This is a genomic window from Variovorax sp. LjRoot130, assembly GCF_964253755.1.
Lineage (GTDB): Bacteria > Pseudomonadota > Gammaproteobacteria > Burkholderiales > Burkholderiaceae_C > Variovorax.
In genome coordinates this window covers 4331055-4353851 of record NZ_CAXURM020000001.1, presented here as the reverse complement: position 1 = coordinate 4353851, position 22797 = coordinate 4331055, and the positions used below count along the sequence as shown (strand labels likewise).

Annotated in this window: 24 protein-coding genes; 11 read left to right on the top strand and 13 right to left on the bottom strand. The window is 68.4% G+C overall.

All coding sequences use genetic code 11. From position 1 onward, the window contains the following. Positions 1-6 precede the first annotated feature (6 nt). A complete protein-coding gene (locus ACSQ86_RS21740) occupies positions 7-2937 on the bottom strand; it encodes an FAD-dependent oxidoreductase (protein WP_436305024.1) in 2931 nt (976 codons plus the stop codon). 100 nt (positions 2938-3037) lie between these two features. On the opposite strand from ACSQ86_RS21740, the gene ACSQ86_RS21735 reads away from it, so the two are divergent. From ACSQ86_RS21735 to ACSQ86_RS21715, 5 genes are all read left to right on the top strand, one after another. Beyond that, complete coding sequence (locus ACSQ86_RS21735; RefSeq protein ID WP_093111188.1) at positions 3038-3934, top strand: dihydrodipicolinate synthase family protein; 897 nt, start codon at positions 3038-3040, stop codon at positions 3932-3934. Between the two features lie 61 nt (positions 3935-3995). Next, positions 3996-4838 (top strand): ABC transporter substrate-binding protein, encoded by an 843-nt coding sequence (locus ACSQ86_RS21730; RefSeq protein WP_436305023.1) that lies wholly within the window; start codon positions 3996-3998, stop codon positions 4836-4838. 36 nt (positions 4839-4874) lie between these two features. Further along, positions 4875-5594 carry an amino acid ABC transporter permease gene (locus tag ACSQ86_RS21725; protein ID WP_436309579.1) on the top strand — a complete coding sequence of 240 codons (720 nt, stop codon included), beginning with the start codon at positions 4875-4877 and terminating at the stop codon, positions 5592-5594. Between the two features lie 13 nt (positions 5595-5607). Next, positions 5608-7062: a dihydropyrimidinase gene (hydA, locus tag ACSQ86_RS21720; RefSeq protein ID WP_436305022.1), complete on the top strand. Its 1455-nt coding sequence runs from the start codon at positions 5608-5610 to the stop codon at positions 7060-7062. A gap of 71 nt (positions 7063-7133) precedes the next feature. Beyond that, positions 7134-7820: a GntR family transcriptional regulator gene (locus ACSQ86_RS21715; protein ID WP_436305021.1), complete on the top strand. Its 687-nt coding sequence runs from the start codon at positions 7134-7136 to the stop codon at positions 7818-7820. On the opposite strand, the gene ACSQ86_RS21710 is transcribed toward ACSQ86_RS21715, so the two are convergent. Continuing rightward, positions 7798-9273 carry an MFS transporter gene (locus ACSQ86_RS21710; RefSeq protein WP_436309578.1) on the bottom strand — a complete coding sequence of 492 codons (1476 nt, stop codon included), beginning with the start codon at positions 9271-9273 and terminating at the stop codon, positions 7798-7800. The two genes, ACSQ86_RS21715 and ACSQ86_RS21710, sit on opposite strands and share 23 nt — an antisense overlap. 105 nt (positions 9274-9378) lie before the next feature. Here ACSQ86_RS21710 and ACSQ86_RS21705 point away from each other — a divergent pair, with 105 nt between their 5' ends. After that, a complete protein-coding gene (locus ACSQ86_RS21705) occupies positions 9379-10689 on the top strand; it encodes an IS1380 family transposase (RefSeq protein ID WP_436304863.1) in 1311 nt (436 codons plus the stop codon). Positions 10690-10900: 211 nt separating this feature from the next. On the opposite strand, the gene ACSQ86_RS21700 is transcribed toward ACSQ86_RS21705, so the two are convergent. Genes ACSQ86_RS21700 through ACSQ86_RS21685 form a run of 4 tightly spaced genes read right to left on the bottom strand, consistent with a single transcriptional unit; the run spans position 10901 to position 13031 of the window. Further along, positions 10901-11731 carry an urease accessory protein UreD gene (locus tag ACSQ86_RS21700; protein WP_436309577.1) on the bottom strand — a complete coding sequence of 277 codons (831 nt, stop codon included), beginning with the start codon at positions 11729-11731 and terminating at the stop codon, positions 10901-10903. Positions 11732-11735: 4 nt separating this feature from the next. Beyond that, entirely contained in the window at positions 11736-12257 is a 522-nt protein-coding gene (locus tag ACSQ86_RS21695; protein ID WP_436309576.1) for an AAA family ATPase, read from the bottom strand. Positions 12258-12273: 16 nt separating this feature from the next. Next, a complete protein-coding gene (locus tag ACSQ86_RS21690) occupies positions 12274-12492 on the bottom strand; it encodes a SlyX family protein (protein ID WP_093111204.1) in 219 nt (72 codons plus the stop codon). A gap of 26 nt (positions 12493-12518) precedes the next feature. Next, on the bottom strand, positions 12519-13031 hold the full coding sequence (locus ACSQ86_RS21685; RefSeq protein WP_436309575.1) for a nucleoside deaminase: 513 nt from the start codon (positions 13029-13031) through the stop codon (positions 12519-12521). Positions 13032-13311: 280 nt separating this feature from the next. Here ACSQ86_RS21685 and ACSQ86_RS21680 point away from each other — a divergent pair, with 280 nt between their 5' ends. Next, a complete protein-coding gene (locus tag ACSQ86_RS21680; protein WP_093111208.1) occupies positions 13312-14388 on the top strand; it encodes an aromatic ring-hydroxylating dioxygenase subunit alpha in 1077 nt (358 codons plus the stop codon). 37 nt (positions 14389-14425) lie between these two features. Here ACSQ86_RS21680 and ACSQ86_RS21675 read toward each other — a convergent pair whose 3' ends face one another. Then, positions 14426-15529, bottom strand: a complete 1104-nt coding sequence (locus ACSQ86_RS21675; protein WP_436309574.1) for a mandelate racemase/muconate lactonizing enzyme family protein — start codon at positions 15527-15529, stop codon at positions 14426-14428. Between the two features lie 496 nt (positions 15530-16025). Between ACSQ86_RS21675 and ACSQ86_RS21670 the strand changes: the two genes are divergently transcribed. The 3 genes from ACSQ86_RS21670 (at position 16026) to ACSQ86_RS21660 (ending at position 17998) form a co-directional block, all read left to right on the top strand. Next, on the top strand, positions 16026-16538 hold the full coding sequence (locus ACSQ86_RS21670; RefSeq protein WP_436309573.1) for a helix-turn-helix transcriptional regulator: 513 nt from the start codon (positions 16026-16028) through the stop codon (positions 16536-16538). A 43-nt stretch (positions 16539-16581) separates the two neighbouring features. Beyond that, positions 16582-17478, top strand: coding sequence for an SDR family oxidoreductase (locus tag ACSQ86_RS21665; RefSeq protein ID WP_436305015.1), 897 nt, complete (start codon positions 16582-16584; stop codon positions 17476-17478). 121 nt (positions 17479-17599) lie between these two features. Next, positions 17600-17998, top strand: coding sequence for an OsmC family protein (locus ACSQ86_RS21660; RefSeq protein WP_436309572.1), 399 nt, complete (start codon positions 17600-17602; stop codon positions 17996-17998). Here ACSQ86_RS21660 and ACSQ86_RS21655 read toward each other — a convergent pair whose 3' ends face one another. The 6 genes from ACSQ86_RS21655 to ACSQ86_RS21630 form a co-directional block, all read right to left on the bottom strand. Continuing rightward, positions 17999-18313 carry an EthD family reductase gene (locus ACSQ86_RS21655; RefSeq protein ID WP_093111216.1) on the bottom strand — a complete coding sequence of 105 codons (315 nt, stop codon included), beginning with the start codon at positions 18311-18313 and terminating at the stop codon, positions 17999-18001. 72 nt (positions 18314-18385) lie between these two features. Then, complete coding sequence (locus ACSQ86_RS21650; RefSeq protein WP_436305014.1) at positions 18386-19357, bottom strand: isopenicillin N synthase family dioxygenase; 972 nt, start codon at positions 19355-19357, stop codon at positions 18386-18388. A 19-nt stretch (positions 19358-19376) separates the two neighbouring features. Beyond that, positions 19377-20405 (bottom strand): ABC transporter substrate-binding protein, encoded by a 1029-nt coding sequence (locus tag ACSQ86_RS21645; RefSeq protein WP_436305013.1) that lies wholly within the window; start codon positions 20403-20405, stop codon positions 19377-19379. 140 nt (positions 20406-20545) lie between these two features. Continuing rightward, positions 20546-21010 (bottom strand): DUF6691 family protein, encoded by a 465-nt coding sequence (locus ACSQ86_RS21640; protein WP_436305012.1) that lies wholly within the window; start codon positions 21008-21010, stop codon positions 20546-20548. Positions 21011-21013: 3 nt separating this feature from the next. Then, positions 21014-21445, bottom strand: coding sequence for a YeeE/YedE family protein (locus tag ACSQ86_RS21635; RefSeq protein WP_436305011.1), 432 nt, complete (start codon positions 21443-21445; stop codon positions 21014-21016). Beyond that, positions 21442-21828 carry an ArsR/SmtB family transcription factor gene (locus ACSQ86_RS21630; protein ID WP_436305010.1) on the bottom strand — a complete coding sequence of 129 codons (387 nt, stop codon included), beginning with the start codon at positions 21826-21828 and terminating at the stop codon, positions 21442-21444. Before ACSQ86_RS21630 ends, ACSQ86_RS21635 begins: the two co-directional genes overlap by 4 nt. 74 nt (positions 21829-21902) lie before the next feature. Between ACSQ86_RS21630 and ACSQ86_RS21625 the strand changes: the two genes are divergently transcribed. Next, on the top strand, positions 21903-22781 hold the full coding sequence (locus ACSQ86_RS21625; RefSeq protein ID WP_436305009.1) for an MBL fold metallo-hydrolase: 879 nt from the start codon (positions 21903-21905) through the stop codon (positions 22779-22781). Positions 22782-22797: the final 16 nt, after the last annotated feature.

The following is a 22797-nucleotide window of genomic DNA, read 5'->3' as shown; positions in this document are numbered from 1 at the left end:
GGGAGGTCAGAGAAAACGGTCGATGCGAAACGGGGTGATGTCGATCTCGGTGCGGCCGAGCACGATCAGCTCGGTGACGAGGCGCGCAACGACGGGCGCCAGCGTGTAGCCGTTGGAGCTGACGGCGTTGTAGAAGCCGGGCACGCCGGGCACCTCGCCGAGGATCGGCGCGCCGTCGATGTTGACGTTCATGCCGGCCCAGCAGCGCACCATGTGCAGACCGCTCACGGCGGGCAGCACCCGGCGCGCCACCCACAGGCTGCCCTCGATGCTGGCGCGCTCGGCGCGGTTCAGGCGCATGCCTTCGTGGAAGGCAGCGGTCCAGCCGCCGCCGATGATGAGTCCGCCGCTGGCCGCCTGCTTGAGGCTCAGGTGCCGGTCGGCATGCGCGATCAGGTGGTCCACCAGCGGCGGCGCCGGCTCGGTGACGATCATCTGCAGCGGCGCGCCCTTGACGGGGATCTTCACGCCCAGCATGTCGCCGACGGTGCTCGACCAGGCGCCGCTCGCGTTGACGATGCGGCCCGCATGAATGGTGCCGCGCGAGGTGTGGACCGTGAAGCCGGCGCCATCGCCGGGCAGGCGCTCGATGTCCTGCACGTTGCAGCCGCGCAGCATGCGCGCGCCTTGCTGTTGCGCGCGCGTCGCCACCGCATAGGTCGCGCGCAGCGGGTTGATCTTGCCTTCCATCGGGCACAGTTCCGCACCCAGCAGCTGTTCCGAAAGCGCGGGCGAGAGCCGCCGCAGTTCGGCGCCGTCGATCACCTGCGCATCGATGCCATGGCTGCGCTCCAGCGCGGCCTTGGCCTCGATGAAGCGCATGCCGGCCACGCTGTCGGCCACCATCAGGCCGCCGGTGATCTTGATCTCGAGGTCCTCGCCGCAGTCGGCCTCGATCTGCTGCCAGAGGCGCACCGACATCGGCCCGAGCGGCAACGTGGCCGCGGCCGGGCCGCCACCTTCCTGTGCCTTGGCGCCGAAGTCGAAGGACAGCAGCTGCACGTGCAGGCTGCCCGCGTTGGCGCCGGAGGCCTGCAGGTTGATGTCGTCGCGCTCCACCACCGTCACGTCCCGGCCGGCCTTCGACAGGTAGTAGCCGAGGCACGATCCGAGCACGCCGGCGCCGATCACCAGCACCTCGGTGTGCAGCGGCGCGAATGGCGCGTGCTCCACGGGCCGGGCGAGGTTGGGGGTGATGGCAGGCTTATGGCCGCCCCATTCGGGCTTCTCGAAGCCCAGCGCACCGGCCGGCACCGGCTTGGCCGGCGGGCGTGGCGCGAAGTACTGCTCGACCTCGGGCGGCCGCCCCGTCAGCTCGCTCACGAGCTTCGCGGCGGTCACTGCGCAGTAGCGGCCCTGGCAGCGGCCCATGCCCAGGCGCGTGTTGCGCTTGAGTGCGGCCAGTGTGTCGCGGCCGGCGCGGATTTGTTCGCGCACCGAGCCGAAAGTGATTTCCTCGCAGCGGCACAGCAGCGTGTCGTCGGGTGTCGTGGACAGCGAGACCGGTGGTGCCTGGTAGAGCGACCACAGCGCCTGCTGGAAGCGCTCGGCCTTCCGCAATTGGCCGAGCTCCTTGCGCGGCTCAGGCGCGGGCAGGTTGAGGTTGCGTGCTGCCGCCGTGCCGGCCAGGGTGCCGCGTGCCAGAGCGACGCGCGAGCCGCCCGTGTCGGCGCCGTCGCCCACGACGAACACGCCGGGCAGGCTGGTGGCGCCGTCTTCGCGCGTCACCGTGGCGAGGTAGCCGAGATGGCGATCCACCGCGCGGTGTTCGCAGCCCAGCATGCGTGCGAGCTCGGTGGAGGGAATGAAGCCGTAGCCCAGGCACAGCGTGTCGGCCTCGAAGCGCAGCGTCGCCGATTGCCCATCGATCGCCGCGGCCTGCACGGCGCGCAGTTCGTCCTCGCCTTCGGCTGAGACCACCGCGTGGCCCCACAACAATGGAACGCGATGGGCGCGCAGTTGCCGCATGTAGCGCCAGCCATCGCGCAGCAGATCGGGTGCGGTGCGCGCGGCCGTCCACAGTTGCCGCCATTGGGCCAGGGAAGGGCGCATGGCCGATTCGAGCACCGCGACGACCTCGGCGCCGCCGGCCAGCAGCTCCGCGGCCAGCTGCAGGTTGAGCGGCCCGTTGCCCGCAATCACCACCCGCTGGCCCGGCGCCACGCGGTAGGCCCGCGCCAGCGTCTGGGCGGCGCCGGTGCTCATCACGCCCGGCAGCGTCCAGCCGGGAAAAGGCACCGGGCGCTCGTAGGCGCCGGGTGCGATCACGAGCTGCCTGCAGCCGATGACGGTCGCGTGCCCGTCGATCAGCGCGCCGACCTGCTGCGGCGAGAACGCCGCCCATACCTGCGCGCCTTGCTGCACCGTGACGCCGGCCGCCCGCACCTGCTGTTCGAGCGCGCGGCCATCCGCGAACTGGCGATCGATCGGCGCGGCCACCTGGTGGGAGGGCGCCAGCGGCTTGTAGAACTGGCCGCCTGACTGAAGGCGCTCGTCGAGCACCAGCACCTCGGCCCCGGCGCGCCGCGCCGCGAGCGCCGCCGACAGGCCCGCCGGCCCGGCGCCGATCACCAGCAGGTCGACCTGCCGGCTTGCCGGCTCGGCGGCTGCTTCGGGCGCGAGCGGGCGCAGCGGATCCGCCGGCGTTCCCGCCGGCATGGCGGAGCGCACCTGCTGGCCCTTGGCCACCTTGGTGAGGCAGGCGCGCTGGCTGGCTTGGCCATCCACCGTCACCAGGCAATCGAAGCAAGCGCCCATGCCGCAGTACAGGCCGCGGCGCTCGCCGCCGCGGGTATGGCGCAGCTGCCGGATGCCGCCGGCGGCCAGGGCGGCGGCGATCGTTTCGCCCTCCAGGCCGTCGATGGGCCGGCCGTCGTACCAAAAGCGCACGGGGCGCCCGCTGGCGGTGATGGAGGGGTGGGTCAGTCTGGCGCTCATTGCAGATCGAAGCAAAAAACCGCATTGACGCGATTCAATGTATACGTATACTACACGTATACATATACTTCGTCATTCGATTTTCACCGAGGACCGAGCAATGACAGCGTTCCGAGGCACCTATACGGTGCTCATCACCCCCATGACCGCCGACGGCAAGCACGTGGACGTGCCGGCACTGAAGAAGCTGGTCGACTGGCAGATCGAGGAGGGCATCCACGGGCTCATCCCCTTGGGAAGCACCGGCGAATTCCTGTCGCTGACGGCCGAAGAGCGGCAGCTGGTGATCGAAACCTGCGTGAGCACGGCAGCAAAACGCGTGCCCGTGCTGATCGGCACCGGCGCGGAGTGGACCGACGAGTGCGTGCGGCTGAGCCGCGAGGCCGAGACCATGGGCGCCGACGGCGTCATGATCATTCCGCCCTTCTACAGCACGCCCACCGACGACGAGCTGTTCGCGCACTACCGCAAGGTGGGCGAGGCGATCGGCATTCCGATCATGGTCTACAACAATCCGGCCACGGCCAACGTCGACCTCAAGCCCGAGCTGGTGGCGCGGCTCTCGCGCATCGACAACTGCAAGTACATCAAGGAGTCGACGCTCGAGGTCACGCGCGTGCGCGACATCATCGAACTCTGCGGCGATCGCATGACGGTGTTCGCCGGCATCCTCGGCTACGAGTCCTTCTGGCTTGGCGCGCAGGGTTGGGTGGCGGTGTGCTCCAACCTGATCCCGAAGATGTCGGCGCGCCTGTTCGAGCTGGTCGCCGACGAGAGCGACATGCCTGCCGCGCTTGCGCTCTACAAGAAGATGCTGCCGATCGTGCGCTGGGTCGGTGGCCACCGCTACGTCGCCGCCTCCAAGGACGGCCTCTCGATGATGGGCCTGCCGGTCGGCAAGCCCCGCGCGCCGCGCCTGCCGCTGCCCGAGGCCGACGCGGTCGACCTACGGCGCGCGCTCGACCAGCTCGGCCTGCTCGACTCGATCCGCGCCTGAGCGCCTTCGCCGCCCCCCCGTTCCCCTTTCTCGTCTCGTCCATCTCCTGAAGGAATCCATCATGAAATTGCTTCCCGCTCTCGCATCGGCAACGGCTCTCTTCGTCTTCGGCATGGGCGGGGTTCAAGCTCAAGCCCAGGCCCAGGCCTGCAAGTCGCCGGTGCCCGACTCGGCGCTGGTCAAGAAAGGCACGCTGGTGATGTCGGTCAACCCGACCTTGCCGCCGATGCAGTTCGTCGACCAGTCCGGCGCGCTCAAGGGCATGCGCGTGGAGCTCGGCGAAGCCATCGCCAAGCGCCTGTGCCTCACGCCCGAATACGTACGCATCGAGTTCTCGGCCATGATCCCGGGCCTGCAGGCCGGCCGCTGGGACGTCATCAACACCGGCATCTTCTACACCGAGGAGCGCGCCAAGCTGATGCAGATGCTGCAGTACGAAGACCAGGCCATCAGCATCAGCACGGCCAAGGGCAACCCGCTGAAGATCGCCAAGCCCGACGACCTCTCCGGCAAGAGCATCGGCGTGGAGATCGGCGGCTTCGAGGAGCGCAAGGCGCGCGAGCTCGACAAGCAGCTCACCGACAAGGGCATGAAGGGCATGACCATCCGCACCTTCGAGAACTTCGCGATGGCCTTCCAGGCGCTGCGCGCGGGCCAGGTCGAGGTGGCGCTGTCGATCGACTCCACCGGCGCCGAGTACCAGAAGCGCGGCGATTTCGACCGCGTGCTCAATGGCCTGTTCCCGACGCCGGTGGCGCTGGCCACGCGCAACAAGGAACTTGCGGTCGCGATGGCCAAGGCGCTCAACGACATGAAGGCCGACGGCAGCTTCCAGAAGCTCTTCGACCAGTACGGCGTGAAGGCGATCGACGGCGCCGTGACCGTCAAGGGGCCCGCGAGCTGATCGCGCCGCGGTCCCTGAGTACACGAAGGAAAGTCCATGGGACAAGGCTGGAACTGGTCGGGGTTCGCCGACTACCTGTTCAATCCGTACATCCTGAGCGGCGCCGTGACCACGCTGTGGCTCACGCTCGCGGCGATCGCCGGCGGGCTGGTCGTCGGATGCGCGCTGGCCTTGGCCAGGCTCTCCAGCCAGCGCTGGCTGGCCGGGCCGGCGCACTTCTACATCTGGGTGTTCCGCGGCACGCCGCTCCTGGTGCAGCTGATCATCATCTACACCGGCCTGCCGCAGCTCGGGCTCAAGCTTTCGGTGATCGAGTCGGCGCTGCTCGGGCTGATCCTCAACGAAGCGGCCTATCTCGCGGAGATCATTCGCGGCGGCATCCAGTCGGTGCCGGTGGGCCAGACCAACGCGGCGCGCGCGGTCGGTTTCAGCAACGCGCAGACCATGCGCTACATCGTCATGCCGCAGGCCATGCGGCTCATCATCCCGACGCTGGGCAACAGCATCAACGGCCTGCTCAAGACCACCTCGATCACCTCGGTGATCTCGATGGAGGAGCTGCTGCGCCGCACGCAGGTGCTGATCCAGGAGAAGTTCATGGTGCTCGAGCTCTTCCTCGTCGCCGCCATCTACTACCTGCTGATGACCACCGCCTGGGACTTCGTGCAGCGCCGCATCGAGCGCCACTACGGCCGCGCCTACGGCAACGCGAGCGCGCCGGTCGTGGCTGCGGACGTCGTGCTCGAGCAGCGCTAGCCGGAGATTCATCATGAGCAGCTACGACCTGATCCTTCGCAACGCCGACATCGCCACCGTCGGCGACCGCTACCGCGCCGACATCGGCGTGCGCGACGGCCGCATCTGCGCCATCGCGCAAGGGCTCGATGCCTCGGCCGCACGCGAGATCGACGCGGCCGGCCGCCTGGTCACGCCCGGCGGCGTCGACGGCCATTGCCACTTCGACCAGCCGACCAGCGACGGCTCGCGCTTCGCCGACGACTTCTTCACCGGCACGCGCTCCGCGGCCTGCGGCGGCACCACCACCGTGCTGCCCTTCGCGGCCCAGCAGAAGGGGCGCAGCATCCAGGAAGCGGTCGACGACTACCACCGGCGCGCCGAGGGCAAGGCGGTGATCGACTACGCCTTCCACCTGATCGTCGCCGACGCCACCAAGGACGTGACGCAGCGCGAACTCCCCGCGTTGATCGAGAAGGGCTACACCTCCTTCAAGATCTACATGACCTACGACGATCTGAAGCTGAACGACCGGCAGATCATCGAGGTGCTCGCGGCCGCGCGCCGGCATGGCGCGATGACCATGATCCATGCCGAGAACAGCGACTGCATCGCCTGGCTCACCGAGCAGCTGCTCGATGCCGGCCTCACGGCCCCGCGCTACCACGGCAGCTCGCGGCCGATGGCGGTGGAGCGCGAGGCCACGCACCGGGCCATCGCGTTGGCCGAGCTGGTCGACACGCCGATCCTGATCGTGCACGTGTCGGGCCGCGAAGCGGTCGAGCAGATCCACTGGGCGCGCGGGCGCGGCCTGCCGATCCACGCGGAGACCTGCCCGCAGTACCTGTTCCTGAGCGCCGAGGATCTGGGCATCGATCCCGACGACCCGATGCACGGCGCGCGCTGCATCTGCAGCCCGCCGCCGCGCGACAAGGCCAATCAGCAGTTCATCTGGAACGGGCTCGCGAGCGGGCTTTTCACGATCTTCTCGTCCGACCACGCACCCTTCAACATGAACGGCGCCGACGGCAAGCGCGTGGCCGGCGACCAGCCTTCCTTCGACCGCATCCCCAACGGCATTCCGGGCGTGGAGACGCGCCTGCCGCTGCTGATGAGCGAAGGCGTGCTCGCGGGCCGCATCGACATCCATCGCTTCGTCGAACTCACCGCCACCAACCCGGCGCGCCTCTACGGTCTGTACCCGAAGAAGGGAACGATCGCGGTCGGCAGCGATGCCGACTTCGTGGTGTGGGACGTCTTCGCCTCGGGGCAGGAGAAGCGGATCTCCAACGACATGCTCCATCACGCGGCCGACTACACGCCCTACGAGGGCATGGCGCTGCGCGCCTGGCCCGGCGTCACCGTTTCGCGCGGGCGCGTGGTCTGGCAGGACGGCGTGTTCTCGGCCGAGGCCGGCTCGGGCCGCTTCCAGCCCTGCCTGCGGCCGCGCGCGCCGAACGACGGCAACCCGTTGGACAAGTGGCTGTGAAGATCACCGCCCTCGCAATGCCGGCCTGATAAGCTTTTCCCCGCCCCCTCGTGGAAATCGCCTCCCCTCGCATGCCAAGCCTCCCCAGTCCGGCGCAACCCGCCACCATCACGATCGCACCGCTCGAGGTGCGCTCTGCCAGCCTTGCCGAGCAGGCCTACGAACGGTTGCGCACGCTGATCCTCGACCGCCAGATCTCGGCCGGCAGCCCGCTGCAGGAAGCGCGCCTGGCTGAAGACCTGCGCATCTCGCGCACGCCGATGCGCGAAGCGCTGGTGCGCCTGGCCGGCGAGGGGCTGCTGGTGCGGCGCGACGCGCGCTCCTATGCCGTGCGCGCGCTGGGCACCAAGGAATACTTCGACTGCATGCGTGCGCGCGAGGTGATCGAGTGCGAGGCCATCGCGCTCGCCGTCGGCAAGATCACGGATGCGGAGATCGACACGCTCGAGGCGGACATCCGCGCGCTCGACAGCGGCGAGCACAACGAAACCGAGCACTGGCACTTCGACGACCGCTTCCATTTGCTGATCGCCACCGCCAGCGGCAACGTGGTGTTCCCGCGGCTGGTGGAGGAACTGCGCGTGAATGCGCGGCTGTTCCGCCTGCACAGTCCGCTGCATCGGCAGCGCGAGAACCACGACGAGCACGGCGAGATCGTCCGCGCGCTGCGCGCCCGGGATCCGGAGCGGGCGAGGGCGGCGATGCGCGAGCACCTGCGCAGCTTGCAGGAAGACGTCAAGCGCGCTCTTGTCGAGTGATGGCGGAGGCGTCGCCGTCCGTATGCAATCCGAGCGGCGGCGCCACGTCCTCGAGCGGCCTGCGCTCCGCATCCACCGCCCAGCGCAGCGCGAGCAGTCCGGCCACGATGACCAGCGCGGCGCCGATCGCATAGCCGATGGCCACGGCGCCGCGGTTGCCGGTTTCGATCAAGGCGCCGAACAGCACCGGCGCCACGAAGCCGCCGGCCCCGGTGCCCACGGCATAGAAGATCGCGATCGCGATCGCGCGCATCTCCAGCGGAAACACCTCGCTCACCGTGAGGTAGGCCGAGCTGGCCGCGGCCGATGCGAGAAAGAACACCGCCGACCAGCACAGCGCCTGGCTGCGCGCATCGAGCCAGCCCTGCATGAAGGCCCAGCCGGTCAGCGCCAGGCCCACGCCCGAGAGCACGTAGGTCAGCGCGATCATGCGGCGCCGGCCCACGTGGTCGAACAGCGGACCCAGGAGCAGCGGCCCCAGCACGTTGCCGAGCGCGAACGGAAAGATGTAGAGCGCCACCTTGCCCTCGGCCACGCCGTGGAAGCGCGTCAGCACCAGCGCGTAGGTGAAGAAGATCGCGTTGTAGAAGAAGGCCTGCGAAATCATCAGCGCCAGCGCCACCATGCTGCGCTGCGGGTAGCGCGAGAGCAGCACCTGCGCGACCTCGCGCCAGCCGGGGCTCGCGCGGTCGCCATAGTGCACCCGGCCGGAAGCCGAAGGCAGTGCGCCCTGCTGCGCAACGATCTCGGCCTCGATGCCCGCAACGATGAGCTTGGCCTCTTCGGCCCGGCCATGCGCCATCAGCCAGCGCGGGCTCTCGGGCACGTTGCGCCGCACCAGCAGGATCGCCACGGCCAGCAGCGCGCCGAGCCCGAAGCCCGCGCGCCAGCCCCACACGGGGCCCAGCACCCCCGGATCGAGCAGCCACAGGCTCAACCCGGCGCCGAGCGCCGCGCCGACCCAGAAGCTGCCGTTGATGGCCAGGTTCACGCGCCCGCGCACGCGCGCCGGGATCAGCTCGTCGATGGCCGAATTGATGGCCGCGTACTCGCCGCCGATGCCCAGGCCGGTGAGAAAGCGGCACAGCGCGAAGAAGGCGAAGTCGGGCGAGAAGGCGGTCGCCAGCGTGGCCAGCGCATAGACCGCCAGCGTGATCAGGAACAGCTTCTTGCGGCCCAGGCGGTCGGTGAGCCTGCCGAAGAGCAGCGCGCCGATCACCGCGCCGCCGACGTAGAGCGAGCCCGACCAGCCGATCTGCGCCGCGCTCAAGCCCAGCGTGTCGGGCCGCTCCAGCACGCCGCCGATCGAGCCCACCAGCGTGACCTCGAGACCGTCGAGCACCCAGGCCACGCCGAGCGCGATCACCACCCGCCAATGCCAGCGCGACCAGGGCAGGCGGTCGAGGCGGGCCGGGATGTCGCTGCCGGCCGGGGTCGTGCTTTGTTGTTGCATCGCCCGGCAGTCTAGCCCGGAAATTTCACCAGTAGAGGGTCGGCAGCCTCGTGCCGGAGCGCGTTGACATTGGTATCTGACGCCAATTTCAACCGAGGACTGCCGATGCCAAAGTGTACCGATGGGACGATTGATTTGGGGCGTGTGGGTCGGCGGGTCATCGAGGCCAACTTCGAGGGCGGGGACATCGGTTCGGACGGCGGGGTCTTGCTGCTGCGTCGCGTTGACGAACGTATCGGTCTGAGCCGAGCGGCTGCGGCCGTGCTCAGTGATGCACGCGATCCGGCACGCATCACGCACAGCCTGCGCGACCTGCTCGCCCAACGCATCTACGGCTTGTGCTGCGGCTACGAAGACCTCAACGACCACGACACCTTGAGAGACGATCTGCTGATGCAGACCGCTGTGGGCCGGGTCGATGCGCTGGCGAGTTCGCCCACGCTCAGCCGCTTGGAGACCGGGGCCACGCGAGCGCAGGCAGTGGCGCTGCATGGCGTGCTCATCGAGCAGTTCATCGCCAGCCACAAGAGCCCGCCCGAAGAACTGGTGCTGGACATCGACGCCTCGGATGTGCCCTTGCACGGCGACCAGGAGCGCTGCGAGTTCCATGCCTACTACGACCACCACTGCTATCTGCCGCTGTACGTGTTCTGCGGCCAAGCCATGCTCGCATGCGTCTTGCGGCGCAGCCGCATCGATGGCGCCAAGAACGCCGCGGCGGTGATCAAGCTGCTGGTGCAGCGGCTGCGCCAGGCGTGGCCCGACGCGCGGATCATCGTGCGCGGTGACTCGGGCTTCTGTCGCCAGAGATTGCTGCGCTGGTGCGAGCGCTCGGGCGTGAACTACATCATCGGGCTGGCGCGCAACGCGCGGCTGGAGGCGACCGTGCAGTACGCCGAGGCGATGCTCGCCGACGAGTACGCGCGCACCGGCGCCAAGCAGCGGTTGATCGACGAGTTCGTCTACGCGGCCGACAGCTGGGACATCGAACGGCGCGTGATCACGCGCCTGGAGCACGGCAGCCAGGGCAACAACCCGCGCTTCGTGGTGACCGATCTTCAGGGCGATGCCATACAGCTGTATGAGCGGCTGTACTGCGCCCGCGGCGAGGCCGAGAACCGCATCAAGGAGGCTCAGCTCGATCTGTTTGGCACGCGGGCAAGTTGCCACCGCTTCGCGGCCAACCAGCTGCGCTTGCTGCTGGCCGCATTGGCCTACACGCTGATGCAACGGCTGCGCGAGTTCGCTCTCAAGGACACCGAGCTGGAACGCGCCGCCGCGGCCACGATCCGCGTGCGCCTGCTGAAGATCGGCGCGGCCATCGTGCGCAACACGCGCCGTGTGCGGGTACTGCTGGCTTCGCACCACCCCCTGCGCAGCGTCTTCCTGAGCGCAGCGCAGGCCCTCGCCCCCTGAAATCCATCCAGTGCTGTCCCCGGCACGCTGACAAACAACGGGGGTAAGGGGGTCGTGTGCCCAAAAACAGCCGCCACTCCATCCAGTAGCTCACACTGCACGCAAGACCACGCTCAATGGCCCTCAGCAGGCTCGGTCGACGGCACATCGGCCTGCTGGTGAAATATCCGGGCTAGGCAGACCCGCCGGGCCGCCTCGTCGGACGAGGCCCCTACATCGCCCAGATGCGCGGCGGCGTACCCGTCATGTGCCAGAGCTCGGCCCGCCATGCCTTCCACACCTGCCGCAGCAGCTGCATGGCCGGCTCGACCACCGGTGCGAGCGCGCGCAGCACGATGATCCCGGCATGCGGGCTGGTCGCGCCGGCGCTCTCGCGCAGGCCGTGCGCATCGATCAGCGCGCGCGCGACCTCGAGCGCCGCGTCGCGCCGCGCACGCGCGATCGGCGAGCCCGCGACGAAGAAGATCGAGGCGAGGCAGCGGTGTCCGGCCAGGCCGATCGGGCTTTGCAGCAGGCGCGTGTCCGCGGCATCGATGCGCCCGCGTTCCAGCCACACGCCCGGCACCTCGATGTGCTGCTGCAGGCTGCCGAGCTCGAAGGGCTTGCCGGCGCCGGGCAGGCCCAACGCCGTCACGTCCCAGCCGATCAGCTCGGCGCCCTCGGCCGCGCGCAGTGTCAGCCGATTCTCGGCGCGGCAGCCGCTGTAGCAGATGGCTTCGAGCGGCAGCCATTCGAGCCGCGCGCCAGCCTCGAGCGTGAGCTCGGTGCGCTGCAGCGCCAGCTCGCCTTCGGAGCGGTAGAAGCGCGTGGCGCCCGGCGTGGTGATGAGGCCGTGGCTGCCCGCCGCGGCGCGCACCGCGATGTCCAGTGTGTCGCCGCCGACCAGCCCGCCGGGCGGATGCACCAGCACGTTGTGGCAGACGGCGTCGCCTTCGGGGTAGAGGCTTTGCAGGATGCGCAGCGGGCCTTCATGGCGAAAGCGGGCGACGCTGCGCTGGTTTTCTAGGTTGTAGGCGAGGGCTAGTCGCGCGTGCCATGGCATGGGGCTAGTGTAGGGATGCGGATCGGACGCGATCCATCGCGTCGACCACGGCGTCCACCGCGCTCTGCGGGCTCAGCAGTGCGGTATCGATGATCAGGTGGTCGCTGGTCCAGCGTACATAGTCGTGCCTCGTCACCGACGACCATGTCGGCAGGGCCAGTCCGTCGATGTCGCCGATGCGGCCTTCGACGCGGCGCCGATGCTCGTTCGCGTCCGAGCAGATCACTTCGACCTCGACCAGCGCCACTCCGACCTCGCGCGCCACCGACTGCCAGGCCGCGCGCGTGATCGGCAGCGGGTTGACGCAGTCGGCGACCACCATCCGGCCCAGCTCGAGATTCGATCTGGCGAGTGAATAGGCCACCATGTAGCCGGCCGGGCCGATGTCCGCGGCCAGCACCTTCGAATCCCTGATGGCCTGCTCGATCGCATCGATCCGCAGGTAGGCGGCCTGGCACCGGCGCACGAGCTCGCGTGCGATGGTCGACTTGCCGACCCCCGGCAATCCCCCGAATACGACCAGCATCGGTTCTCCGTCGCCTTCAGTAGTGAGGCGGCAGCTCGTCGCGCAGGTTGCGCGTCGCGCCGGCTCCGGGGTCGGGACTCTGCTGCCGAAGCTGTGTGACCTGAAGGGCCAGGCTGTCGATCTGCTGCTGTTGTCTGTAGATGGCCAGGTTCAACTGGTCCAGCAGGTCTTCGGTGAAACTGGCCTTGATCTCCAGTTCGTTGAGGCGGCGTTCTGTGTCGTGCGGGCTTTGCATGCCGCTATTGGACAGCAAGAGCAGGCTCAGTCCTTCCACGCCCCCACGTGCGCCGCAATGGCTTCGTCGAGCAGCGCCGGGCCGATGCATTCGATGGGATGCGACGAGGCTTGGAACACATCGCGGCACGAGAGCTCGGCATCGCGCTGCTCGGGGCGCTCGCCGCGGAACATGCGCAGCCGCTCGGCGTCGATGCCGAACACCACGCGGCCGATGTTGGACCAGAAGATCGCGCCGGCGCACATCACGCAGGGTTCGGCGGACGAATAGAGGGTGGCGCCCGCCAGCTCTTCGCGCGACAGCCCGCGCTCGCCGAGCGCGCGCACGGCATTGGTTTCGGCATGGCCGGTGACGTCGCCGGTCTCGGCCGTGTTGCAGTAGGTCTCGGCCAGCACCTCGCCGGCGGCCGACACCACGATGGCGCCGAAGGGCCGGTTGCCGCGGCGACGTGCTGCATGCGACCAGACGATGGCCTTGCGCAGGTAGCGGCCGTCGCGCTCGTCGAGTTCGATTTCGCTGGAAAGGGAAAGGGGGCTCATGCTGGGATGTTAGGGCCTGTTAACGCCATTTTCGACCCCGCAAATAGCGTTAACAGGCCCTCGTGCGATGCACTGCGGCGGTGCGCGCACTGTGAAATGCCTAATGGTTTGGTATGACAAATGCATGACGCATGCCGGCGTCTGCGAGACAATCCGGGCGCGCAACTTGCATGAGATCTGCGCAGAGTAGAAGCGTTCAGTCCGGCGTCCTGATTTCGACGGGAGCCGCGGCGGGAAATTGCTCTTTCATGTGTTCCCACGCAACCGAAGGAGTTCTTTCATGCTCGTCACGCAGCAACCCGTTTTCCGCAAGTTCTGGCATGCCGTCATGCCGCTGGCCGATCTGCAGCAGGGGCCCAGGCCCTTCACGCTGCTGGGCGAGAACATCGTTCTTTTTCTCGATGCAAAAGGCCAGCCCGCCGCTTTGCGCGACCGCTGCTGCCACCGCACCGCCCGGTTGTCGAAGGGCTGGTGCGTCGATGCCGAAGGCAAGGCCTGCGCCCAGGGCGCCATCCAGTGCGGCTACCACGGCTGGACCTACGACCGCAGCGGCCAGGTGATCCGCATCCCGCAGTACGAGGCCGAGCGCAGGATCTCGCCCGAATATCGAACCACGGCCTACCACTGCACGGCGCGCTACGGCTATGCCTGGGTCGCGCTGGAAGACCCCATCGCGGAGATCCCGCAGATTCCCGAGTTCGACGACCCTGGCTACCGCACCATCTTCCAGTTCCACGAAGAGTGGCAGACCAGCCCGATGCGCGCGCTCGAGAACTCCTTCGACAACTCGCACTTCAGCTTCGTGCACCGCGCGACCTTCGGCGTGGCCGCGAGTCCGAAGCCGAGCAAGTACGAGCTGGTCGAGAACGAGAGCGGCTTCCATGCCGAGACCGTGATCGAGGCGACCAACCCGGCCAAGTTCCACGCCATCAGCGGCGTCGTCGACCCGATCACCACGCGCCACATGCGCAACGCCTACTTCCTGCCCTTCTCGCGCCGGCTCGACATCGAATATCCCTCGGGCATCCGACACATCATCATCAACTGCTTCACGCCCATCGACGATGGTCGCATGCAGCTGTGCCAATGGCTGTTTCGCAACGACACCGAGGCCGACTGCGCGGCGCAGATGCTGATCGACTTCGACGCGGAGATCACGCGCGAGGACAAGGACATCCTCGAATCGACCGACCCTGATGCGCTGGTCGACACGCGCCGCCGCGGTGTCGAGTACTCGATGGAGTCCGACCGGCCCGGCATGCTGATCCGCAAGCACTTGATGCAGCTGCTCGCGAAGCATGGCGAATCGGAGGTGCACCGCGGGATGCGCGTCGAGCCGCTGGTGCGAGCGGCCTGAGGTTTGCTGTCTGCCGACCGGTGGCGCCCGCCGGCCGTCAATGCAGCCGGTAGTCGCGGATCACATCAGCGCTCGGCTCGATGCCGAGCCCGGGGCCCTGAGGCACGGCCATCATCCCGTTCTTCGGAACGATGGCGTCGCCATAGAGCTGCGCTTCCAGATCGAAGAAACGCCACTCGACCAACGCATTGGCGCCGCCCAGCGCTGCGCTGCCGTGAATGCTGGCCAGAAGCCCGGGCCCGTCGTAGAACGCGTGCACCATGACCGTCGTGTTGTTCGCATTCGCCAGCGCGAAGACCTTGCGCAGTTCCGTGATCCCGCCCATCTTGGCGGGGCTGGGCTGAATGAAATCCACCGCCTGCGCCTGCAGCATGTGCGCGAAGTCCATCAGGGTCGATGCGTTCTCTCCCGCGGCGATCGGAATGCCGCCCTCGCGGCGCAATCGCGCCAGGCCCGCGTGGTTCTCCGGCGGCCACACCGGCTCTTCCAGCCACCGCAGGTTGTACTGTTGCAGCCGTCGGGCCATGTCCAGTGCCTCGCGCACGGACCACGGGCAATTGACGTCCAGCGTGATTTCTACCTCGTCGCCGGCCGCTTCGCGCGCGGCGCGCACGCAGGCCGGGTCGATCTCGTGAAGCTTGAGACGCCGGTACCCGAGGTCCAGGGCGCGCCTCACGTTGTCGGCAACCAGTTCCGGATCGGTGTAGCGGATCAGGCTGGCGTAGCAGGACAGCGCGCTCGCGTCGCTGCCGCCGAGCAGCCGGTGCACGGGTTGCCCGGCAGCCTTGCCGGCAATGTCCCAGAGCGCGATGTCGAGGGCCGAAAGGCCGAACATGAGGGCGCCGCTGCGCCCGAAGATGTGCAAGGTGCGCTGCAGCTCCTGCATCAACTTCTCGATCAGCGCCGGATCGCGGCCGATGCACAGCGGCGCGACGACGGCGTCGATGGCCGCCTTGACGATCGGAACGGCCGTGAAGCCGAAGCTCTCGCCCCAGCCGACCAGCCCGTCGTCGGTGCTGACCTTGAGCAGGAGCGAATCCACGGTCTTCAGGTCTTTGCCGCCCCAGGCGCCTGCATCGGACTTGCCGCCCACCGTGAACGGGATGCGCAAGGGAATCGCCTCGATGTGCTGAATCTTCATTCAAAGCGCTCCTGAAGGCGGTGGCCGCCGCTTTGGCGGCCGGCCATCGATGTCATCCCTTGGGGAGAACGAGTCTACGGCGTTCTCGACCGCAGCCCGTGCCGGAAGTGCTACAAACTGCCCGGATCGACCGGTTCGCCGCGCGCCCGCGCGGAGCCGATGGATTCACCCCCATGAGCGAGCGCCTCTATCTCCGCCTCGACGACGACCCCTTGCACGGGCCGGAAGCGAGCGCTCCCGCCGGCACGCTGCAGTCCTTCGACGTGGCCGCGCCGCTGCGCCGGCACGTTTCGCACATCCTCCTGTGCCGCGAGACCATTCCCGAGGGGCACGAGGTGTTGGAGCGCGTGCTGCCCGACGGCGCGGTGCGCCTCATCTTCAACCTGGGCGATGCGCCGTCGGCGAGCGAGGGCGCCGGCGAGCCCGTCGAGGCGATAGGCGCATCCACGGCGCCGGCCATGGTGCGCGCCCCGGCGCGGCGGCGGCCCTGCTGGGCATGCCGGCCGGCGAGATCGGCGGCACGGCCGTGCATCTGGACGCGTTGTGGCGTGGCGAGGGTGCCGAGCTGCTGGAGCGCATCGCCGAGGCGCGCGACGATGCCGCGCGGATCGCGCTGCTCGGCGCCGCGCTGCAACGCCGCCTGCTCGCGAGCGAGGCATCGCCGCAGCTTTCGGCCGCCATGCATGCGGCACAGCGCATCGCCGCTTCGGGCGGCCGGCTTCCGCTGCGCGAAGTGGCCGCCGCACTGGGCATCGGCGAGCGTCGATTGCAGCAGCTCTTCCACGAACACGTGGGACTCTCGCCGCGCGCCTGGAGCCGGCTGGCGCGGCTTCACGCCTGCCTGCGCGCGCTTCGCCAACAGCAGACGCCGGCCTGGGCGGAGCTCGCGCTCGATGGCGGCTTCTACGATCAATCGCATTTGGTGAACGAGTTCCGGGCGCTCTGCGGCATCACGCCGACCGAGTTCCTCGGCCACCGCATTTCGGGTTCTTCCAAGACGGCGGCTTGAGTCCGCACTACCGTAGGCCCTAAAGCCAACGAAAGGAGAACGAATGCAGGACAAGAACACGGACCGGCCACTGAAGGGAAGCGTCGCCATCGTGACGGGTGCCAGCCGGGGCGCCGGGCGCGGCATCGCCGTCGAGCTGGGCGCCGCCGGGGCCACGGTGTACGTCACCGGGCGCAGCACGCGGGCGCAACCCGCCGACACCTACGGAGACATCCTCGCGCTGTCGGGGCTCGCCGCGGTGCCGGGCAGCATCGATGCGACGGCCGAGGAGGTCACGGCAGGCGGCGGCCACGGCATCGCGGTGCGATGCGATCACACGCGCGAAGACGAGGTGGCGAAGCTGTTCGCACAGGTGCAGCGCGACGAAGGCAAGCTCGACCTGCTCGTGAACAACGCCTGGGGCGGCCACGAGACCTTCAACGGCGTGTTCGAGGCGCCCTTCTGGGAGCACTCGCTCGCGCAATGGGATTCGATGTTCGACCGCGGCGTGCGCAACCACCTGCTGGCCAGCCGCTTTGCCGCGCCGATGATGGTCGGCCAGGGCCGGGGGCTGATCGTGACCACCACCTTCTGGGACCGCGATCGCTACCTGCGCGGCAATCTCTTCTACGACCTGGCAAAAGCCGCGATGAGCCGCCTGGCCTTCGGCATGGCGCAGGAGCTGCGCCCGCACGGCGTCGCTTCGCTGGCCGTGTCACCAGGCTGGATGCGCACCGAATTCGTTCTGACCGGGCACAAGACCGACGAGGCGCATTGGACCGAGCGCCCGGCACTGGCGCGTACCGAGTCGCCGCGCTACCTGGGCCGCGCGGTGGCCGCGCTGGCGGGCGACCCGAAGGTGCTGGACAAGAGCGGCGCGGTGCATCGCGTGGCGGACCTGGCGCGCGAATACGGCTTCACCGACATCGACGGCCGCCAGGTCGAGGCCTTCGAGATGTAGGGCCTGTTAACAGGCCCTCAGCGACTACCATCGGGCGCTGTCACCAGCAGGAGCGCCCGATGGCAACGCCTGGATTCACAGGCGGCGCCGGCCGAATCTCTCACCCTTCAAAGGAAATTCCATGAGCATCACGGTCCGCCGCGACGGCACCACCGGCACCCGCCACATCCTCAAGGTTCGTGCCCACGAGATCGCGGTCGACACCTCGCCCAATGCAGGCGGCACCGACGCGGGCCCCTCGCCGCACGACCTCTACGATTCCGCGCTGGCCGCCTGCAAGGCGCTGACCGTGCTGGTCTATGCCCAGCACAAGGGCATTCCGGTGGAAGACATCGAAGTCGTGGTGAACCGCGACGACAGCGAGGAACGCAAAGGCGTCTACAGGCTCGACTCCACCCTGCGCGTCACCGGCCCGCTCAGCGACGAACAGCGCGCCTCGCTGCTGCGGGTGGCGGGCAAGTGCCCGCTGCATCGGCTGATGACCGAGGTCAAGACGGAGATCGAGACGCGGCTGGTGTGATCAGCCCACCACCACCTCGCTGATCTGCATCACCGGCTTCAGGTCGGTGTAGTTCCGGATGTCGCCAAGGATCTCCTTGGCGTGCGGGCCGAATGCCGTCTGGAAAGCCTCCGCCGAGTCGCAGAAGATGTGGCAAGACGCGACGTAGGTGGGCGGTTCGCCAGGTGCCCCGCCGGCCAGCCCTTTATCGATCGTGTAGGACTTGCAGGCGTCGCCCATCCTGCTCTTGAGCAGCGGCATGTGCTTGTCGCGGTAGTAGTCGTGGTCGAATCGCGCTCCGGGCGTATGGGGGTACATCACGCTGACCTTGATCATTGCTTATCTCCTTGTTGGGGGGCCGCCAGCATAGGAGAAGGCGCAGCGGGAAACAACCGGCCGTATGGCCGGCTATGCAACCGCCGCGCCGGATTTCAGTCCGTAGGTCTTGCGGTACATCTCGCGCAGGTGCTCCCCGGCCGTGCACGGAGCGTAGCGCGGCGCCTCGCCGGCCGGCACCGTGCCCGGCACAGCTTCGATGCGTGCGAAGTAGTCGGGCTCGTAGAAGAAGGGGATCGAATAGCGCGGCGCGCCGCCCGAATGCAGGTTGCGCACGCGGTGCGGGTTGGAGTGGTAGAGGCCGTTGGTCCAGCGCGGGACCATGTCGCCGAGGTTGACGACGAAGCAGCCCTCGATGGGTGTCGCGGGCACCCAGCTGCCGTCGGGCATGCAGACTTCCAGGCCGCCGTGGGCGTCCTGCGCAAGGATCGTGACGGCGCCCCAGTCGGTGTGCGCGCCGGCGCCGAAGGTGCGCTCGTCGGCATCGGCCGGATGGGCGGGGTAGCGGATCATGCGCAGCGTGAGCATCGGGCTTTCGCTGCTTGCGTCGAAGTAGCCCTCGGGCAGGCCCAGCGACAGCGCCATGAGCTGCATGAGTCGCGTCGCGAGTGCGAGCATCGTGCGGATGTAGCGCTCGCACTGCGCCGGCGCATCGGGCAGTTCGCTCGGCCACTGGTTGTGGCCGTAGGTCTGGTAGCCGGCTCGCACGTAGGGGTGTTCGTCGGGATAGGCCATCCCGCAATAGAAGCTCTCCTTCAGGTCGGGGCGAGCCTCGGCGTCGAGCGTCTGCGCGCCGATGTTCTCGAAGCCGCGCATCGTTGGCGAGTGCTGCATCGACAACGCCTCCCGTGTCTCCTCCGGAAGCGCCATCAGCCGGTGCGCGACGTCGAATTGGCGTGCCACGAGCTCGGCGTCGACGCCATGGTTGCGCACATAGAAGAAGCCGGAGGCCATGGCAGCGGCGCGCAGTTGCGCAGCGGCCTCCGCGCTGCGCGCGCCGCCGGGCGCCAGCGCGTGCTGCAGGTCGATGACGGGGATCGCCACGGCGCGCCCTTGTGTCTCGTCAGGCCTTGAGCTTGCGGTCTGCCGCCAGCGGCAGGAAGCGCTCGGTCCAGAGGTCCGCGACCGCCGGACTGCTCTTCAGGCCGAAGGCTCCCACCGTCTCGTCGATCGTGGCCTGCAGCCGCGCGGTCGTGGCGGCGCCCCAGCCGTTGCTGCGCGTGTCGGGTGTCTTCATGGTGCCGTCGACGATCAGCTTCAGGCGCTCGAACTCGATCTCCTCGTTGGCGAGCGGCTCGCGCGTCTTGATGGCGCCGGCGCCTGCCTTCGGGTCGGCGATCGCCTCGATCCAGCCGCGCGTCGATGCCTTGACGAAAGCCTTCATGGCATCGCCCTGTTCCTGCATGCTCTTCGCGTTGACCACCAGGCCGTTGCCATAGGACTTCATGCCGTGATCGGAAAAGCGGAACACGGTGATCTGCTCCGGCCCCATGCCGCGGGCCTTGAGGTTGAGCAGGCCGGTGAAGAAGAAGTAGGCCGAGGCGTCGAAGTCGCCCTTGACGAAGCGCGTGTCGCCGATGTCGGGCGCGACGTTCTCCCACTTGACGCCCGAGGGGTCGAAGCCCTGGGCCTTGGCGAAGGCGGGAAAGAGCTTGCGCGAGGCGTTGAAGGGCTGGCCCAGGATGCTCTTGCCGGCCAGGTCGGCCGGCTTGGCGATCGGGCCGCCCTTGCGCACCAGGATCGCGTTGGGATTCAGGTCGTACTGGATCGCGACGGCCTTGAGCCCGGCAGTGGGGTTGTTCACGTTGAACTCGATCATCGTCGCGAGGTCGGCCGAGGCGCAGTCGTAGGCGCCGCTGCCGACCAGGCTGATCGCCGACGCCGAGCCGTTGCCGGTGTCGATCGCCACCTCGAGACCCACATCCTTGTAGTAGCCGCGCTGCTGCGCGAGCAGGAAGCCGGCACCGGAAGCCTCGACCTTCCAGCCGAGGTTGAACTTGAACTTCTGGAGCGAGCCCTGGGCGCGTACGAAGGGCGCGGCGGTGACGAGGGCGCTGGCGCCGGCGGCGCGCAGAAGAGAACGACGTTGCATGGATGAAAACTCCGTGGGCGGTTGGAAACAGGACACCGGAGGCAGCGCTGGCGTGCGCTGCCTTCGGAGCAATTTCCGGCCGACACGCCGCAGAAGCCGCACCGTCGTTGGGCGTCTTCACGGCGAAACGGTGAACGCTTCTACTCCGCGGAGTCTGGTGCAGGTTCCGTGCCAGTAGCGCTCGAGCGCCTGCGGCGGAGGCCCTCGACCAGACTGAATGCGAGCATCCCGGCCAGCATGGCCGCCACGAAGATCAGCGCCTGCGCACTGCCGCCGGCCGCGCTCACGAGCGCCGGTCCCGGGCAGAAGCCGGCCAGACCCCAGCCGGCGCCGAAGGCCAGGCTGCCGAGCAGGAGCCGCCGGTCGATGCGGGTGGCGGCGGGCAGTTGCATCGCTTGCCCAAGCCAACTCCGGCGGCGCCGTTTCGCCAGCGCGAAGGCGCCCGCGCCGAGCGCGACCGCACCGCCCATCACGAGGGCGAGCGACGGATCCCAGCTGCCCGCAAGATCGAGGAAGCCGAGTACCTTCGCCGGGTCGGTCATGCCCGAGAGCATCAGGCCCAGGCCGAACAGAAGTCCGGCCAGCGCTGCGCTTGCATTCAACATCGTTCAGGCTCCCAGCAGGTGACGCACGAGGTAGACGGTTGCGAAGCCCGCGCCCATGAAGGCGGCCGTGGCCACCAGCGAACGCGGCGAGCCACGCGACAGGCCGCAGACGCCGTGGCCGCTGGTGCAACCGCTCGCGTAGCGCGTGCCGACGCCGACCAGCAGCCCGGCCGCGATCAGCACCGGCGTGCTCGCGGCGATGGCGACCGGCGGCAGTGCGCCTGCGAGCTGCCAGACCCACGGTGCCGCCAGCAAGCCGGCGACGAAAGCCAGCCGCCAGCCCCGGCCGCCGCCTCGTTGCAGCAGGCCCCCGACGATGCCGCTGATGCCGGCGACGCGGCCGTTGAGCAGCAGGAACAGCGCGGCCGCGAGCCCGATCAACAGGCCGCCGGCCAGAGCGCTCCACGGCGTGAAGTGGGACCAGTCGATGCTCATCGCGACTTCGCCGCGGTCTTGCGCGCGGGCGCCTTCTTCGTGCGGGCGGGCTTGGCGCAGAAGATGCCGTAGAGCGTTTGCATCACTGCCATGACCTCTGCGCTGGCGAGGCTGTAGTAGACGAACTTGCCCTCGCGGCGCGCGGTCAGCAGCCCCTCGTCGCGCAGCACGCCGAGCTGCTGCGACAGCGAGGGCTGCACGATGCCGGAGAGCGCCTGCAGCTCGCCGACGTTGCGCTCGCCGCCGATCAGCTGGCACAGCAGCAGCAGGCGCGTCTCGTTCGCCATGGCCCTGAGCAGCGAACAGGCCTCGGTGGCGGCCGAATGCAACTGCGCCATCGCCTCGGTGGATGGCGGCGCGGGGAGGACGGAGTCGAATTCCATGCTTACAGTTTATTGAAAAACATAATGTATATCAATAGAATGTTAAAATATAGAACGTTGGAGCGATGCATCCCATGGACGCGCAGGTACAGGCCTTTTTCGACGACGACACGTCGACCATCACCTACGTGGTGTTCGAGGCCGATGGCGGCGAATGCGCCGTCGTCGACCCGGTGCTCGACTACGACCCCGGGTCCGGCCGCACCTCCACCGTGTCGGCCGACCGGGTGATCGCCTTCGTGCAGGCCCATGGCCTGAAGCTGTCGTGGCTGCTGGAGACACATGCCCATGCCGACCACCTGTCGGCGGCGCCCTATCTGCGTCAGCGACTCGGCGGCACCATCGCCATCGGCGGGGCGATCCGCGCCGTGCAGGGTGTGTTCAAGACCGTGTTCAACCTCGAACCCGAATTCCGGCTCGATGGCTCGCAGTTCGGCCACCTGTTCGCGCCCGACGAGGTGTTCCATGTCGGCCGCCTGCGCATGAGGGCCCTGCATGTGCCGGGCCACACGCCGGCCGACATGGCCTACGTGCTGGAGAGCGAGGCGGGGGAGACCCGGCTCGCTTTCGTCGGCGACACCTTGTTCATGCCCGACGTGGGCAGTGCGCGCTGCGACTTTCCGGGCGGCGACGCCCGCGCGCTGTACCGCTCGGTGCAGAAGCTGCTGGCCTTGCCGGCGCAGACCCGTCTTTTCATGTGCCACGACTATCCGCCCGACGGGCGCGCACCGAACTGGGAGACCACGGTGGCAGCGCAGCGCGAGAAGAACATCCATCTGCACGACGGCGTCGACGAAGAGGCCTTCGTCGCCATGCGCGAGAAGCGCGATGCCACCCTGGCCATGCCGGCGCTGATCCTGCCCGCGATCCAGGTCAACATCCGAGCCGGCGAGCTGCCGCCGTCGGAATCCAATGGCGTGCGCTACCTGAAGATTCCGGTGAACACGTTGTAGTGCGGCGGCCGGTTCA